At 70.4% G+C, this 15972-nt stretch carries 11 protein-coding genes and 1 pseudogene; 8 read left to right on the top strand and 4 right to left on the bottom strand.

Going from position 1 to position 15972, the window contains the following annotated elements:
* The 3 genes from ACF1FZ_RS20200 to ACF1FZ_RS20210 are packed head-to-tail and all read left to right on the top strand — an operon-like array spanning nt 1 to nt 4602.
* Nucleotides 1-1143, top strand: coding sequence for an acyl-CoA dehydrogenase family protein (locus ACF1FZ_RS20200; RefSeq protein WP_391774756.1), 1143 nt, complete (start codon nt 1-3; stop codon nt 1141-1143).
* 37 nt (nt 1144-1180) lie between these two features.
* Nucleotides 1181-2395 (top strand): acetyl-CoA C-acetyltransferase, encoded by a 1215-nt coding sequence (locus ACF1FZ_RS20205; RefSeq protein ID WP_391774757.1) that lies wholly within the window; start codon nt 1181-1183, stop codon nt 2393-2395.
* Nucleotides 2396-2430: 35 nt separating this feature from the next.
* Nucleotides 2431-4602, top strand: coding sequence for a 3-hydroxyacyl-CoA dehydrogenase NAD-binding domain-containing protein (locus tag ACF1FZ_RS20210; RefSeq protein WP_391774758.1), 2172 nt, complete (start codon nt 2431-2433; stop codon nt 4600-4602).
* A gap of 19 nt (nt 4603-4621) precedes the next feature.
* Here ACF1FZ_RS20210 and ACF1FZ_RS20215 read toward each other — a convergent pair whose 3' ends face one another.
* Nucleotides 4622-5359 carry a MerR family transcriptional regulator gene (locus tag ACF1FZ_RS20215; protein WP_391774759.1) on the bottom strand — a complete coding sequence of 246 codons (738 nt, stop codon included), beginning with the start codon at nt 5357-5359 and terminating at the stop codon, nt 4622-4624.
* Between the two features lie 475 nt (nt 5360-5834).
* Between ACF1FZ_RS20215 and ACF1FZ_RS20220 the strand changes: the two are divergent.
* Together ACF1FZ_RS20220 and ACF1FZ_RS20225 are read left to right on the top strand one after the other, a co-directional pair.
* Nucleotides 5835-6305 (top strand): annotated as a pseudogene (locus ACF1FZ_RS20220) (Appr-1-p processing protein).
* 128 nt (nt 6306-6433) lie between these two features.
* Nucleotides 6434-7066 (top strand): TetR/AcrR family transcriptional regulator, encoded by a 633-nt coding sequence (locus ACF1FZ_RS20225; protein WP_391774760.1) that lies wholly within the window; start codon nt 6434-6436, stop codon nt 7064-7066.
* A gap of 381 nt (nt 7067-7447) precedes the next feature.
* Here the strand turns inward: ACF1FZ_RS20225 and ACF1FZ_RS20230 are convergent, their stop codons facing one another.
* Nucleotides 7448-8326 (bottom strand): oxygenase MpaB family protein, encoded by an 879-nt coding sequence (locus ACF1FZ_RS20230; protein WP_391774761.1) that lies wholly within the window; start codon nt 8324-8326, stop codon nt 7448-7450.
* Between the two features lie 344 nt (nt 8327-8670).
* Here ACF1FZ_RS20230 and ACF1FZ_RS20235 point away from each other — a divergent pair, with 344 nt between their 5' ends.
* From ACF1FZ_RS20235 to ACF1FZ_RS20245, 3 genes are all read left to right on the top strand, one after another.
* Complete coding sequence (locus ACF1FZ_RS20235) at nt 8671-9555, top strand: oxygenase MpaB family protein (RefSeq protein WP_391774762.1); 885 nt, start codon at nt 8671-8673, stop codon at nt 9553-9555.
* Nucleotides 9556-9839: 284 nt separating this feature from the next.
* The gene (locus tag ACF1FZ_RS20240) at nt 9840-11576 is read left to right on the top strand and encodes a BCCT family transporter (protein WP_391774763.1); all 1737 of its coding nucleotides are present in this window, start codon (nt 9840-9842) and stop codon (nt 11574-11576) included.
* Between the two features lie 165 nt (nt 11577-11741).
* Nucleotides 11742-13382: an ABC-F family ATP-binding cassette domain-containing protein gene (locus tag ACF1FZ_RS20245; RefSeq protein WP_391774764.1), complete on the top strand. Its 1641-nt coding sequence runs from the start codon at nt 11742-11744 to the stop codon at nt 13380-13382.
* A 60-nt stretch (nt 13383-13442) separates the two neighbouring features.
* On the opposite strand, the gene ACF1FZ_RS20250 is transcribed toward ACF1FZ_RS20245, so the two are convergent.
* Both ACF1FZ_RS20250 and ACF1FZ_RS20255 read right to left on the bottom strand, forming a co-directional pair.
* Nucleotides 13443-14738 carry a pectate lyase gene (locus ACF1FZ_RS20250; RefSeq protein ID WP_391774765.1) on the bottom strand — a complete coding sequence of 432 codons (1296 nt, stop codon included), beginning with the start codon at nt 14736-14738 and terminating at the stop codon, nt 13443-13445.
* A gap of 178 nt (nt 14739-14916) precedes the next feature.
* Nucleotides 14917-15918 (bottom strand): LacI family DNA-binding transcriptional regulator, encoded by a 1002-nt coding sequence (locus ACF1FZ_RS20255; RefSeq protein WP_391774766.1) that lies wholly within the window; start codon nt 15916-15918, stop codon nt 14917-14919.
* Nucleotides 15919-15972: the final 54 nt, after the last annotated feature.

Consider the following 15972-nt stretch of genomic DNA (forward strand, 5'->3'; position numbering starts at 1 on the left):
GTGCAGCGGCAGATCTTCACCGAAGAGCACGACGCGTTCCGCGAGACCGTCCGCACCTTCCTCGCCAAGGAGGTCCTCCCGCACTACGAGCAGTGGGAGAAGGACGGCATCGTCTCCCGCGGGGCGTGGCTCGCGGCCGGCCGTCAGGGGCTGCTCGGCCTCGCCGTCCCCGAGGAGTACGGGGGCGGCGGCAACCCGGACTTCCGCTACAGCGCCGTACTGGCCGAGGAGTTCACCCGGGCCGGGGCGCCCGGGCTGGCGCTCGGCCTGCACAACGACATCATCGGCCCCTATCTCACCGGTCTCGCCACCGAGGAGCAGAAGCGGCGCTGGCTGCCCGGCTTCTGCAGCGGCGAGACCATCACCGCCATCGCCATGACGGAACCCGGCGCGGGCTCCGACCTCCAGGGCATCCGCACGAGCGCCGAGGACAGGGGCGACCACTGGCTCCTCAACGGCTCCAAGACCTTCATCTCCAACGGCATCCTCGCCGACCTGGTGATCGTCGTGGCCAGGACCTCGCCCGAGGGCGGCGCGAAGGGCCTCTCGCTGCTCGTCGTCGAGCGCGGCGCCGAGGGTTTCGAGCGGGGCCGTAACCTCGACAAGATCGGTCAGAAGTCCCAGGACACCGCCGAACTGTTCTTCGACGACGTACGCGTCCCCAAGGAGAACCTCCTCGGTGAGCTCGACGGTGCGTTCATCCACCTGATGACCAACCTGGCCCAGGAGCGCATGGGCATAGCGGTCGCCGGGATCGCCGCCGCCGAACACCTCCTGGAGATCACCACCCGTTACGTCAAGGAGCGCGAAGCCTTCGGGCGCCCGCTCTCCAAGCTCCAGCACATCCGGTTCGAGATCGCCGAGATGGCCACGGAGTGCGCCGTCACCCGCGCCTTCCTCGACCGGTGCATCGTCGACCACTCCGAGGGGACGCTCGACGCCGTCCACGCCTCGATGGCCAAGTGGTGGGCCACCGAGCTGCAGAAGCGCGTCGCCGACCGATGCCTCCAGCTCCACGGTGGCTACGGCTACATGGCGGAGTACCGGGTCGCCAAGGCATTCACCGACGGCCGCATCCAGACCATCTACGGCGGCACGACCGAGATCATGAAGGAGATCATCGGCCGCTCGCTGCTCTCCTGACATCCCCGCCCAGCCCCGACCCCGAAAGGCAGCTGCCTTGAGTACCGAAGCATTCGTCTACGACGCGATCCGCACCCCGCGCGGCCGCGGCAAGGCCAACGGCGCCCTGCACGGCACCAAGCCGATCGACCTCGTCGTCGGCCTCATCCACGAGATCCGTGACCGGTTCCCCGGCCTCGACCCCGCGGCCGTCGACGACATCGTCCTCGGCGTCGTCAGCCCGCTCGGTGACCAGGGCTCCGACATCGCCCGGATCGCCGCGATCGCCGCAGGCCTCCCGGACTCCGTCGCCGGCGTACAGGAGAACCGCTTCTGTGCCTCCGGCCTGGAGGCCGTCAACCTGGCTGCGGCCAAGGTGCGTTCGGGCTGGGAGGACCTCGTCCTGGCCGGTGGCGTCGAGTCGATGTCGAGGGTCCCCATGGGCTCCGACGGCGGCGCCTGGGCCATGGACCCGATGACCAGCTTCGAGACCGGTTTCGCCCCGCAGGGCATCGGGGCCGACCTCATCGCCACCATCGAGGGCTTCTCACGCCGGGACGTCGACGAGTACGCCGCCCTGTCCCAGGAGCGCGCCGCGATCGCCTGGAAGGAGGAGCGCTTCGCCCGCTCCGTCGTCCCCGTCAGGGACCGCAACGGTCTGCTCGTCCTCGACCACGACGAGCACATGCGCCCCGGCACCACCGCCGACTCGCTCGCCTCCCTCAAGCCCTCGTTCGCCGCGATCGGCGAGATGGGCGGCTTCGACGCCGTGGCCCTCCAGAAGTACCACTGGGTCGAGAAGATCGACCACGTCCACCACGCGGGCAACTCCTCCGGGATCGTCGACGGCGCCGCCCTCGTCGCGATCGGCTCGAAGGAGACCGGCGAGCGCTACGGTCTCACCCCGCGCGCCCGGATCGTCTCCGCCGCGGTATCCGGTTCCGAGCCGACCATCATGCTCACCGGGCCCGCCCCCGCCACCCGCAAGGCGCTGGCCAAGGCAGGACTCACCATCGACGACATCGACCTCGTGGAGATCAACGAGGCCTTCGCCGGAGTCGTCCTGCGCTTCGCCCGGGACATGGGCCTGAGCCTCGACAAGGTCAACGTCAACGGCGGTGCCATCGCACTCGGCCACCCGCTCGGTGCGACCGGCGCGATGATCCTCGGCACGCTCATCGACGAACTGGAGCGGCAGGACAAGCGCTACGGCCTCGCCACCCTCTGCGTCGGCGGCGGCATGGGCATCGCCACCGTCGTCGAGCGTCTCTGACCGTCCCCGGCCCCTCTGCCTACGGAGAAACAGCAATGACCGAGAGCACGACCATCCGCTGGGAACAGGACGAGACCGGCGTCGTCACCCTCGTACTCGACGACCCGAACCAGTCCGCCAACACGATGAACCAGGGCTTCAAGGAGTCCATCGCGGCCGTCGCCGAGCGCGCCGAGGCCGAGAAGGACTCCATCCGGGGCATCATCTACACCTCCGCCAAGAAGACCTTCTTCGCGGGTGGTGACCTCAAGGACATGATCAAGATCGGTCCCGAGAACGCCCAGCAGGCGTTCGACGCCGGAACCGCCATCAAGAAGTCCCTCCGTACCATCGAGACCCTCGGCAAGCCGGTCGTCGCCGCCATCAACGGCGCGGCCCTCGGCGGCGGTTACGAGATCGCACTCGCCGCCCACCACCGCATCGCCCTGGACACCCCCGGCTCCCGGATCGGTCTGCCCGAGGTCACGCTCGGTCTGCTGCCCGCCGGTGGCGGAGTCACTCGCACCGTACGGCTGATGGGCATCGCCGACGCCCTGCTGAAGGTCCTCCTCCAGGGCACTCAGTACACTCCGCGGCGGGCGCTGGAGAACGGTCTCGTCCACGAGGTCGCCGGAACCCGTGAGGAGATGCTCGCCAAGGCGCGGGCCTTCATCGACGCCCACCCCGAGTCGCAGCAGCCCTGGGACGTCAAGGGTTACCGGATCCCGGGCGGGACCCCCTCGAACCCGAAGTTCGCGGTCAACCTGCCGGCCTTCCCGGCCAACCTGAAGAAGCAGCTCGCGGGCGCGCCGATGCCCGCCCCACGCAACATCATGGCCGCGGCGGTCGAGGGTTCGCAGGTGGACTTCGAGACCGCGCAGACCATCGAGGCTCGCTACTTCACCGAGCTGGTCACCGGCCAGGTCGCGAAGAACATGATCCAGGCGTTCTTCTTCGACCTCCAGGCCGTCAACTCCGGCGCCAGCCGCCCGGCGGGCGTGCAGGAGCGCCAGGTCCGCAAGGTCGCCGTCCTGGGGGCCGGGATGATGGGTGCGGGCATCGCCTACTCCTGCGCCCGCGCGGGTATCGACGTCGTCCTCAAGGACGTCTCCACCGAGGCCGCGGCCAAGGGCAAGGCGTACAGCGAGAAGCTCCTCACCAAGGCGCTCTCCAGGGGCCGTACCACCGAGGCGCAGCGGGACGAGCTGCTGGCACGTATCACTCCGACCGGAGACGTGGCCGACCTCGCGGGCTGTGACGCCGTGATCGAGGCGGTCTTCGAGGACACCGCGCTCAAGCACAAGGTGTTCCAGGAGATCCAGGACGTCATCGCCCCCGACGCGCTGCTCTGCTCCAACACCTCGACGCTGCCCATCACCGTGCTCGCCGAAGGCGTGAGCAGGCCGGCGGACTTCATCGGGCTGCACTTCTTCTCGCCCGTCGACAAGATGCCGCTCGTCGAGATCATCAAGGGCGAGAAGACCGGCGACGAGGCCCTGGCGCGCGCCTTCGACCTGGTCCGCCGGATCAGGAAGACCCCGATCGTCGTCAACGACTCGCGCGGCTTCTTCACCTCACGCGTCATCGGCCACTTCATCAACGAGGGCGTCGCGATGGTCGGCGAGGGTGTGGAACCCGCATCGGTCGAACAGGCGGCGGCGCAGGCCGGTTACCCGGCCAAGGTGCTCTCCCTCATGGACGAGCTGACGCTCACCCTGCCCCGCAGGATCCGCGACGAGACCCGGCGCGCCGTCGAGGAAGCGGGCGGCACCTGGGCCACGCACCCCGCGGACGAGGTCGTCGACCGGATGGTCGACGAGTTCGGGCGGCCCGGGCGCAGCGGGGGAGCGGGCTTCTACGAGTACGGCGAGGACGGCAGGCGGGGAGCCCTCTGGCCGGGTCTTCGCGAGCACTTCACGCGACGGGGCACCGAGATCCCGTTCGAGGACATGAAGGAGCGGATGCTCTTCTCCGAGGCCCTGGACAGCGTCCGCTGCCTGGAGGAGAACGTCCTCATGACCGTCGCCGACGCGAACATCGGCTCGATCATGGGCATCGGGTTCCCCGCCTGGACCGGTGGTGTGCTCCAGTACATCAACGGTTACGAAGGCGGTCTCCCCGGTTTCGTGGCGCGGGCCCGGCAGCTCGCGGAGCGCTACGGCGACCGCTTCCTGCCGTCGCCGCTGCTCGTGGAGAAGGCCGCCAGGGGCGAGACCTTCCACGACTGACGCCCCCCGCGGGCCGTGTTCACTCCTCCTTCGCGGTGAACGCGGCCCGCAGCTCCTCCTTCAGCGACCGCTGGAAGGCCGTCAGCAGCGCCTGGAGCACCATCGGCTGCATATGGGCCGACAGGGACTTCATCGCCTTCACGTGTTCCGGGTCCGACTCCCGCTCCCGGTAGGGGTTCCACACCTCGTCGCGGAACAGCCGGGTCAGCTCGTGGGCGGCCGAGCGGGTGTGCTCCAGCAGGACCGTGCGCGCGGCCAGGATCGTCTCGTGAGCGATGGGTACGTCCAGAAGCTCCACTCCGAGCCGCAGCAGGCCGAGATCCACGCTGAGAGGCCCCCCGGGTGTCCGGGGGGGCTCCAGCACCCCCATGGCCGCCAGCCGGTCCACGTCCTGCGCGCCGAGGGGCCTGCCCGCCCGTCGCTCCAGCTCGGCGCGCTCCATCTCCTCGGCCGAGTCCGGTGCCCAGGACGCCACCAGGGCACGGTGGATCGCCAGGTCCTGCGCGCTCAGGTCGGGCGGCAGTTGCTGGAGGTAGCGTTCGATGGCCGCCAGCGTCATGCCCTGGCGCTGGAGTTCTTCGATGAGGGCCAGCCGGGACAGGTGGTCGGGGCCGTAGTGCCCGACGCGCCGGGGCCCGATCACCGGAGGCGGCAGCAGGCCTCTGGTGCTGTAGAAACGCACGGTGCGCACCGTGACCCCCGCACGCGCCGCCAGTTCGTCGACGGTCAGCGTCGGTTCGTCCGTCCCGGTCGCCATGTCCACTCCTTGTCACGGGCAGACCCGTACTGAGGGGTCTGGGCGGATCAGATGCAACAGTATTGCTGTCGCACCACAGTTGTGAAAGTGTCCGCTCTGACGGCCTCCCTGGGTTCCGAAGGCCGCTGTGGACGGCTCCGCTCGCCCTCGGCGCGGCGACGGCACCGGTCCGGGCGGCGGCCGGCGGGATCACGGGCGACCCGGCCGCCCACCCCGAGGTGCACGAGGAGGTCGCGCGCCGTCGAGACCGCCGGCGCCCGGCTGAACCGCACCGGACAGATCAAGCGCTACCGGCTGCTGACGCGGGAGCGGAGGCCGGCGAGCTGACTCCTTCCCCGAAGCTCCGCCGCAGGGTGAACCGCGATCAGTCCGCTGGGGTACTCGACGTGCTGTACGAGGAGGACGGGTCCTGAGCCACCACCGCCGGTAGCCGCTCACGAGCCCCGATGTCAGTGGCGGCCCGTACGGTGAGGGCATGCCGGGGATCACATGCGTGCGGGGGGACGCCCGTGCCCCGGGGCACGGGCGTCGAGCCGACCGTGCGCTGCCGCAACGACCCGGGCGGGTGGGGCGAGGGTGTCGTCCTGGCCCTGTGCCGCCGCTGGACCGGGCCGGAGCCGCGTACCGCCGCTGGCACCGCGAGCGCCCGGGCAGCGGCTCCGGGCGGGGAGCCGCGCAGTTCGTCCAGGTCGAGCCGTACATCTGGGTGGCGAACGTGGCGGGCCGGCGGGGGATACGCACCGGCAGCAAGAAAGCACCGGTGCGGTACGAGGCGATCGACGCCGGGCCGGACCGGGTGGCCGCCGAGGTCACGGAGCTGGGGGCCTCCGTCCACATGCCGCGGATCGGCCGCGGGCTGGCCGGCGGCACCTGGCCCGGGCCCCTCGTCACCGGCCGGCTGGTGAGCCGCGGTATCGACGTCACGATGTACGACTTCGGCGGCTGAGTGCCCTGCCCGCGGCGGACGCCCGCCGCCCGGTGAGACCCCCCAGGGAGGCGTTACAAAGAAGCGGACGAGGTAACACTGTTGCGTTGTCGATATGGTTGAGTGGTGACAACGGACGGGGAGGGCCCATGGCGGCACCGGGTGGCAACGAGACACTGCTGGCCAGGGCGCTCGGCGAGACACTGCCGTCCGATGCGCTGAGCGAACAGATCCTGGACGCGGCGCGTGAGCAGTTCATGACCTTCGGGCTGCGCCGCTCGACCGTCGACGACGTGGCCAAGCGCGCCAAGGTCTCGCGGGTCACCGTCTACCGCCGCATCGGCAACAAGGACAGCCTGGTCTCCGCCTGCCTGCTGCGGGAGTACCGCAGATTCGTCGTGGACGTGGACGAGGCGGTGGCCGCACTGCCCACCATGGAGGACCGGCTCGTCGCCGGCTTCGTGGCCGTCCTCAAACACATTCGTCAACACCCGCTGGTGGGCGGGCTGCTGAAGCTGGAGCCGGAGATCATGCTCCCCTTCCTCACCCTGGAGAGCGGACCCGCCTTCCTCGCGATGCGCGGATATCTGGCCGACCGGCTCCGGCGTGCCCAGCGCGCCGAGGGAAGGCCGGAGACGGACCCGACCCCGGTCGCCGAACTGATGGTGCGGATCACCGTCTCCTTCCTCCTCAATCCGGTGAGCTGCTTCGAGCTGGACGACGACGAGCAGGTGCGTGCCTTCGCCCGTGGTTATCTGGTGCCGTTGCTCAGCGCCGGGTGACCCTCCTCGGAACCGGGCATGCGGCTTCCTGCCCGGTCCGGCCGCCCGGGCGGGCCGTCTCCCGCGGCATCGAGAGCGGCATCAGGTCCACCGCCGGCGCGGACCGCCGTACGGTGACCGAGTGCGGCGCGACGAGGCCCGCAGCCCTTCCGCGCCGTGGGTCCGCCCGTACCCCGCCTCGCCCGCACCACTGAGCGGGCGTCGTGCACCGGCTTCCCGGTCTCGGCGGCGATCACCTCGGCGAACTCGTCGGCCCGGCCGTCTCGCGCTTCCACCGCGGCACGGCGTTCCCGCCGGCCGGACGCGGCCCAGCTCCGGCCGGCGCCCCGGGCCACCGCGGCACGGATGCCCTCGATGCCGTGCACCGCACGGTCCCGGGCGTCATGTCTTCTCCACGGGCAGGGGCTCCAGAGGACGGCTCTGCGCCCAGTGCGGACCGAGGTCGTCGAGCTGGTATCCGAAGGGGTAACTGCGCGGCCGAGGGCTGGAGGGCAGCCACCGGGGCCGGGCGGGCAACAGGCGTACACCGCGTGACCGGGCGCGTACCAGACGTGTGGCCGCCGCGCGCACCCACCGGGGCTGGGCCGGGAAACCCAGCGCCGCCAGTAACGGCTCGTCCAGGAGGGCCAGCGAGAACCTGGCCACCAGAGGACGCAGCGGGGCCGGGTACCAGGCGGCCATGACCCGGAAGGTGGCATTGGCGACCCGGCGGTTCGCGGGATCGTACGCGAACATCCGGTCCTCGTAGGAGTCGAGCAGTTTCTCGAAGCCCTCGTACGTGCCGGGAGCTCCCTCGATGCCCATCATGGCGGCCATTCGCCGCCCCGCCTCGGCCAGCGCTCCCGTCTCCTGCGCGCACAGGGGCCGCCACCCGAACCGGTCGATCCAGCGTTTGGGGCCGACGACCGTGGTCGCCAGCACGTAGAGATAGTCCTCGTTCGGGATGCGGTACCTGCCGTGGATCCGGTTGAGATGGCGGGCCGCGGCCCGGGCACGCTCCGAATCGAAACCGTCCGCCGCCATCTCGTACCCGAACAGGACGGTGTCGTCGTAGCGCTTCTGACCGTTGCGCTCGAACTCCTGTGTGCGATCGAGCAGTACGGAGATCCTGGGGACGCCGTAGTCGCGCAGGAAGGCGACGCTGATGCCCTGCCGGTAGTCCCACGGGAATTCGTACTGAGACATCAGCCGGAGTATCTCGGCGCAGTCGCCGACGGGGTCCAGCCGGCGGATCTCGCGCAGTCGGGTGTAGCGGCCCATGGTCTGCACCTCCTTCGGGGATACGGCCCGTTCGGGTACGGGTCCCGCGGTGGGGCCGGTACGGCGGCGTTCCGGGTGCCGACACGGACCCGGGACACCTCGACGGACTTCGCGGCGGGCCGTCTGCCGCTCATCCCGAGAGTCAAAGTTACAAACACTATTGACTTGTTTCACAAGGTGCGTCAACACCGCTGACACAGATGGAAGGAGACGCCCCGCACGGAGGAGAGGAGGGAGGCGTACCGGAGCTGCCCCGCTGGTCGCCGGAACGCTCGCGCTCGCATACTGGAGCACTACGGGCCCGGCACCGGTCCGAGCACCCGCCGACCTTTGGGAGCGCCCGCATGACCAGCGCAGGAGAGCCCGCACCGCCTCCGCCGGGCGGCGTCCTGTGGAGCCTCGCCGGCGACATCCGCGGACTGCTGATGCTGCCTGCCGCCCTCACCCTTCAGGTCGCCCACCCGGCCGTCGGCGCCGGCGTCGACGACCACTCGGTCTTCCGCACGGACCCCTGGGGGCGTGGAGAGCGGTCCCTGAACTCGCTCCAGCTCTGGGTGTACGGGGGTGAGGCCGCCGCGGAGGAGGGGCGCAGACTCAGGAAGGTGCACCGCACGATCCAGGGAACCGACACCCGGGGCCGGCGCTACCACGCGCTCACCCCCGCGAACTACGCGTGGGTGCACGCCACCGGCTTCCCCGTCTACCGGCACGCGTCGCGCTACCTGGTCCGCCCCCTCACCGACGCGCAGGAGCGCGTCCTGTACCGGGAGTGGCTCCAGGTCGGCCGGATCCTGGGCATCCACGACCGGGACATGCCGCAGACGATCGAGGAGTTCTGGCCGTACTACCGCACGATGCTGGCCGACGAGGTGGAGGCGACCGCCGTCGTGCGCGAGCTGATCGCCACGGATGCCTCTGTGCCGCCGCCCGACCGGGGGCCCCTGATGCCGAGGCTTCTGCTGAAAGCGCTGTGGCCGGTGCTTCTCCCTCCACTGGCGCGGTTCCGCAGCTTCATCACCATCGGGCTGATGCCGCCGGACGCCCGCGACGCCATCGGGCTCGACTGGTCCCCGGAGCAGGAGCGCCGCCTGCGGCGTTTCGGCGCCGTGGTGCGGTGGGTCGTACCGCTGCTCCCCGAGCGGCTGCGCTACCTGCCCCTCGCCAGGTCGGCACGGGCCGAGTGGCGGGCCGGTGGCCGGCGGGCTGCCGGAGCGGCCGGACCGGGGTGACGCGCACCGCCGAGCGGCGCCCCTGGCCTTCAGAGGGCTCGGGCCGGGACCCGGCGGACCGGTTCGGCCGGGGTGATCACGGACCCGGTCCGGGCACCGGTGCCGCTGCTCAGCCGCTCCCTCAGCAGCCGCGCCATCAGCCGGCCCCCCTCCCCGGCGTTCTGACGGCGGGTTCGCCGTATACGCGGTCGACGGGGAACGGCTTGTTGATCTCGCGAGACGCGCAGCGCATGTGGTACTGCCTACGGAGAGCGAAATCTCGCACTGCGTGAAAGGTGCCATCTGTGTCACACGACGAGCAGGGAACCGGCGGGCGGGGAGACTACCTCCCCGTCACGGCCGATCTACCCGCCGACCCGCACCATGGCCGGCGCGCCACGACCGACCGGGTGGTCTTCGGCGTCACGGCGGTGCTCACCGTCGCCTTCGTGGTCTGGGGCTCCACGGCCACCAGCTCACTGGAGAGTGTCTCCAACAAACTGCTCAACGGCCTCATCCACAACGGTGGCTGGGCCTTCATGCTGGCAGCCTCCGGTTTCGTGGTCTTCGCCCTCTGGCTCGCGATCAGCCGATACGGGAAGATCTCGCTCGGGCAGGAGGGGGAGGAGCCCGAATTCCGCACGGTTTCCTGGGTCGCCATGATGTTCAGTGCCGGTATGGGAATCGGCTTGATGTTCTACGGCGTCAGCGAGCCGCTGGCCCACTTCGTCGATCCGCCACCCGGCACCCGCCCCGCCGACACCGCCGAGGCGATGCAGACGGCGATGGCCACCACCCTCTTCCACTGGACCCTGCACCCCTGGGCGATCTACGCGGTCGTCGGGCTCGCCATCGCGTACAGCACCTACCGCCGGCACCGGCGGCAGACGATCAGCTCCGTCTTCGTACCGCTCATCGGGGAGAAGCGCGCGCACGGGGCGATCGGCCGGATCATCGACATCCTCGCCATCTTCGCGACGCTGTTCGGCTCCGCGGCCTCGCTCGGTCTCGGCGCGCTCCAGATCGGCAGTGGCTTCCAGGAGCTCAACTGGATGGAGAAGACCGGCACGGGCCTGCTGGTCGCGATCATCGCCGTGCTGACGGTCGCTTTCGTCCTCTCCGCCGTGTCCGGTGTCGAGAAGGGCATCCAGTGGCTGTCCAACATCAACATGGTGCTCGCCCTGGCCCTGGTGCTCTTCGTCTTCGTCGCGGGGCCCACCATCATCGTGCTCGACCTGCTGCCCACCTCCATCGGCGCGTACTTCGGTGACCTCGCCCAGCTCGCCGGGCGCACCGAAGCCACCGGTGAAGGGGCGGTGGCCGACTGGCTCGCCAGCTGGACGGTCTTCTACTGGGCGTGGTGGATCTCCTGGACGCCCTTCGTCGGCATGTTCATCGCCAGGATCAGCCGGGGCCGGACGATCCGTCAGTTCGTCGGCGGCGTCATCCTCGTGCCCAGCACGGTCAGCCTGGTCTGGTTCGCCGTCTTCGGCGGATCGGCGATCCGGCTGGAGGAGGCGGGCCGGCTCGCCGACGTCGGCGACACCCCGGAGGCACAGCTCTTCGGCGTCCTGCAGCAGTTCCCGGTCGCCACCCTCATGAGCATCCTGGTGATGGTCCTCGTCGGCATCTTCTTCGTCTCGGGTGCCGACGCCGCGTCGATCGTGATGGGCACCCTCTCGCAGAAGGGCGTCCTGGAACCCGGCAAATGGGTCGTGATCTTCTGGGGCGTGGTCACCGGCGCCGTCGCGGCGGTCATGCTGCTCGTCGGCGACGGCCAGGGAGACGCGCTGGCAGGGCTGCAGAATCTGACCATCCTCGTGGCCGCGCCGTTCACCATCGTCATGATCGGCATGTGCGTCTCCCTGATGCGGGACCTGCGACAGGACCCGATGATCGTCCGCAGGGAGTTCGGTGTGGAAGCCGTGGAAACCGCGGTCATCCAGGGACACGCCAAGTACGACGGGGACTTCGAGATCCGGATCGGTCCCGGCCCCGCGGACGTCACCAGCGACGAACGCCACAAGGGGGGCCCGGCCTGACCGAGGCCGCGGCCCGGCCCACCGGCCGGGCCGCGGCCCGCGCGCAGTCCCGGGCGCCGTGGTCGTGCACCGGCGGACCACCGCCCGGCAGCTCCTTCGCCCCATGGCCGCACCCGTGGCCGGCGGAAGGAGAGGTGCCGGAGGTTCGTTAGGATCGGCTTCCTGATGACTGCCACTCTCGTCGCCAAGGAACTCGCCGCCGGGCACGGCGACCGCACACTCTTCACCGGACTCGACCTCGTGGTCGCGCCCGGTGACGTGATCGGTCTCGTCGGAGCCAACGGCGCGGGCAAATCCTCGCTGCTCCGTCTGCTCGCAGGGCTGGACCGGCCGGAGGAGGGTGAGCTGAGGCTCTCCCCGCCCACCGCCACCGTCGGGCACCTCCCGCAGGAGCCCGAGCGCCGTGCGGGCGAGTCCGTACGGGAATTCCTCGCCCGCCGCACCGGGGTCGCCGACGCCCAGACCGCCATGGACGCAGCGACCCAGGCCCTGGTCGACGGGGCGCCCGGCGCGGACGACGCGTACTCCGACGCGCTGGAGCGCTGGCTGTCCCTCGGCGGCGCCGACCTGGACGAACGTGCCGAGGAGGTCGCCGCCGACCTCGGCCTGACCATCGGCCTCGACCTTCCGATGACGGCCCTCTCCGGCGGCCAGGCGGCCCGCGCCGGCCTGGCCTCACTGCTGCTGTCGCGCTACGACGTCTTCCTGCTCGACGAGCCCACCAACGACCTCGACCTCGACGGCCTGGAGCGGCTGGAGCGCTTCGTGTCAGGACTGCGCGCCGGCACCGTCGTCGTCAGCCACGACCGCGAGTTCCTGATGCGGACGGTCACCAGGGTCCTGGAGCTCGATCTCGCCCAGCAGGAGATCAACCTCTACGGCGGCGGCTACGCCTCCTACCTGGAGGAACGCGAACGCGCCCGTGCGCACGCCCGCGAGGAGTTCGAGGAGTACGCCGACAAGCGCTCCGCGCTCGAGGGCCGTGCCCAGATGCAGCGCGGCTGGATGGACAAAGGGGTGAAGAACGCCCGCCGCAAGGCCACCGACAACGACAAGATCGGCCGCAAGTTCCGCAGCGAGGCCAGTGAGAAGCAGGCCGCGAAGGCCAGACAGACGCAGCGCATGATCGAGCGCCTCGACGCCGTCGAGGAACCCCGCAAGGAGTGGGAACTGCGGATGGAGATCGCCTCCGCGCCGCGCTCCGGTTCCGTCGTGGCCACCCTGCGCGATGCCGCCGTCGTCCGGGGGGGCTTCTCCTTCGGTCCTGCCACCCTGCAGGTCGACTGGGCGGACCGGGTCGCCATCACCGGCGCCAACGGCGCGGGCAAGTCCACGCTGCTCGCCGCCCTGCTCGGCAGGCTCCCGCTCGACGCCGGCCACGCCACGCTCGGCTCGGGCGTCGTGGTGGGCGAGGTGGACCAGGCGCGCAGGTTGTTCCACGGTACGGAGAGCCTGCTGGACGCGTTCTGCGCCGCCGTCCCGGACACCGAGCCCGCCGAGGTGCGTACGCTGCTCGCCAAATTCGGCCTGCGCGCAGCTCACGTGCTGCGCCCCGCGACCACGCTCTCGCCCGGCGAACGCACCCGGGCGGGTCTCGCACTCCTCCAGGGCAGGGGCGTCAACCTGCTCGTCCTGGACGAGCCCACGAACCACCTGGATCTTCCGGCGATCGAACAGCTGGAGTCGGCGCTGGAGGCGTACACCGGGACGCTGCTGCTGGTCACGCACGACCGGCGGATGCTGGAGGCGGTCCGTACGACCCGCCGCGTCGAGGTGTCCGACGGCAAGGTCACCGAGGCCGGCTGATGCGCGAGGGGCCCGTCCCCCCCCGAGGGGAGGGACGGGCCCCGGACGGCGGTTCGCGCCTCAGTCGACGTAATTGATGTCGGACGAGGAGTAAAGGCAGTGGGTGCCGTCCGCCCCCGTGCCGATCTTGCTGGGCTCGCCGCTCGTGGTGCCCTTGTACTTGGTGCAGATGTCGAGGTCACGGCCGTCGTCGTCGTAGACGGTGACGTCCGAGAACCGCGCGGTGTCGCCGTAGTTGGTGTTGATCCCGACGAGGGTGTCACCGGGAGCCGTCACCCAGATGTTCTGCAGCTGGATGTGCCGGGCGTTCTGCGTGGAACAGTTGCCGCAGGAGCGGACCAGCTTCCCGAAGTCCTCGACCTGGAAGTTCTTGACGACCAGGGTGCCGGCACCGTTGTGCTGGAACACCTTGTCCTCGGCCTTTCTGGCGCCCCCGCCGTCGATCGTGCGGACCGTCGAGGAGGAGCCGCCGCGGAAGGTCGCGGCGTCCTCGCCCACGTCCTCCCACCAGACGTTCCTGATCGTGCAGGTGCCCGCGCAGTGCACACCGTCGGCGGCCGGAGCACCGAGGACGACGTTCTGCAGGGTGGCGCCGTTTGCCAGCTTGATGAGCGGGGGCTGGTCCTCGTCCTGGCCGCCGCTGCCCAGGTCACCGCTGCCGTACAGGCGCTTCATGCCGCCGTCGTAGGTGCCCGAGACCTCGATGGTGGCGGAGACGGCCTGGCTGCCGTTGGCGGCCGGCCACGACGGCCGGTCCGTGGGCGGGTCGGTCGGCGGGTCGGTCGGCGGGTCCGTGGGTACGGTGCCCGAGGCGGTGAAGGTCCAGCTCTTACTGCTCACCGAGTCGCAGGAGTTCTGCTGGACCAGGGCGCCCGGGGCCGTCGAACTGTCCTTCACGTTGAGGCACTTGCCGCCGTTGCCGTTGACGACGCGGTAGGTGTTGCCGCTGACCGCGGTCAGGGTCCACACCTGGGAGGCGGCGCCGCTGCAGTCCTGCTGCTCCACGGCCTTGCCGGCGCTGGTGGACGCGCCCCGCACGCCGGCACACTTGGCGCTGTTCGCTGCGGTCAGGGTGTAGCCGCTGCCTGACGCGGTGAGCTTCCAGGTCTGGCCGGCGGCACCGTTGCAGGTGCTCTGGGCGAGCTGCGTGCCCGCAGAGGTGCTCGAGCCGGGTACGCCCAGGCACAGACCGCTGGCGGCGTTCGCCAGGCTGTACGAACCCGCAGCCGGGGCTGCCGAAGCGGAGCCGGTCGAGAAGAGCGTGGTGAGTCCTGCGGCGAGCAGTGAAACCACGGTTGCGAAGAGGGCGGCCGCACGACCGCCACGTCTTCTGACGTGCTGATTCTCAGTACGCACTGGCTATTCCTTTCACCGCCTGCGGCGTCCTCCGCAGGCACCTGTCAATGGTTGGTGCGGTGGTGAAGGCTGAACCGGCTCCGGAACAAGGTTCCATATGATGAACCAGGTTCGAATATGTGAACATTGGTGACGGTACGACACCCGTCCTGGGCGGTCAACAAGATGGTGCGGACGATCAGCCGGCCTGCGGACCCGGCGCCGTGGTGGAGTCCCTGACGACCAGTGACGTGGCCAGGGTGGTCTGTGCCGTGGCGGGACCGGCGCCGACCGCCTCAACCGCCTCGATCATCTGGATCAGCAGATCGACCGCCGTCCTGCCGGCCGGAGCGGTGGGCATCGCGACCGTGGTGAGCCGGGGCCGGTTCAGCCGCCCGGCCACGGTGTCGTCCACGCCGATCACGCTGATGTCACGTGGCACCCGGACCTTCCGTTCCTCCAGCCCTTCGACGAGTCCGATGGCGATCAGGTCGTTGTAAGCGATCACACCGGTGGCTCCTGTCCTGAGTACGGCGGCCGTCACCTTGATCCCGCCCTGCTCCGTCGGTGCGTTGGGGCCGATCACGTCGAGCCGTGCGCCCTGGTCAGCGGCTGCCCGGCCGGCGGCCCGTCGCATCTCCGCGCTGGTCCACGACCCTCGCGGGCCGCCGACCAGGGCCAGATGCCCGTGACCCAGCCCCGCGAGGTGTTCCACCGCGAGGGCCGTGCCGTGAGCCACGTCCATCAGGACGGCGGAGAGACCCGCCACCTGACGGTTGACCAGGACGAAGGGCAGGTCCCCGCCCAGCCGGGCGATGACGTCGTTGGCCAGCCGGGGACTGACCAGGACCACGCCGTCGACCTGGCGGGCCAGGGTCCGGATCAGCTCCTCCTCCGCATGGGCGTCCTCGTCGGTGTCCGCCACGAAGACCTGATAGCCGCGGACGCGGGCGTATGCCTGAGCGGCCTTGATGAGGGGCGGGTAGAAGGGATTGGCGATGTCGGAGACGATCAGTCCGAGATTCCGGGTGCGGCCGGTGGTCAGTGCCCGTGCCGTCTCGTTGGGCCGGTAGCCCAGCTCCGCGGCGACGGCCAGGACCCGGTCCCGGGTCTCCCGCTTCACGAGATGGGAGGCCGAGAAGGCCCGCGAGACGGTGGAGACGTGAACCCCCGCGGCCTGCGCGACATCACGGATGGTCATCGCCACAGTTGGTTCCCCTTGCCGCTCCCGCTCCTGCTCCCTCGCCCGCCCCGA

This window comes from Streptomyces sp. NPDC014623 (genome assembly GCF_043088245.1).
In the GTDB taxonomy this organism is placed as follows: Bacteria; Actinomycetota; Actinomycetes; order Streptomycetales; family Streptomycetaceae; genus Streptomyces.

What these genes read in the sequence shown, in the direction of transcription:
- ACF1FZ_RS20245 (WP_391774764.1), top strand. Translation starts at nt 11,742, where the DNA reads ATGACTGCCACTCTCGTCGCCAAGGAACTCGCCGCCGGGCACGGCGAC.
- ACF1FZ_RS20235 (WP_391774762.1), top strand. Translation starts at nt 8,671, where the DNA reads ATGACCAGCGCAGGAGAGCCCGCACCGCCTCCGCCGGGCGGCGTCCTG.
- ACF1FZ_RS20210 (WP_391774758.1), top strand. Translation starts at nt 2,431, where the DNA reads ATGACCGAGAGCACGACCATCCGCTGGGAACAGGACGAGACCGGCGTC.
- ACF1FZ_RS20255 (WP_391774766.1), bottom strand. Translation starts at nt 15,918, where the DNA reads ATGACCATCCGTGATGTCGCGCAGGCCGCGGGGGTTCACGTCTCCACC.
- ACF1FZ_RS20225 (WP_391774760.1), top strand. Translation starts at nt 6,434, where the DNA reads ATGGCGGCACCGGGTGGCAACGAGACACTGCTGGCCAGGGCGCTCGGC.
- ACF1FZ_RS20230 (WP_391774761.1), bottom strand. Translation starts at nt 8,326, where the DNA reads ATGGGCCGCTACACCCGACTGCGCGAGATCCGCCGGCTGGACCCCGTC.
- ACF1FZ_RS20215 (WP_391774759.1), bottom strand. Translation starts at nt 5,359, where the DNA reads ATGGCGACCGGGACGGACGAACCGACGCTGACCGTCGACGAACTGGCG.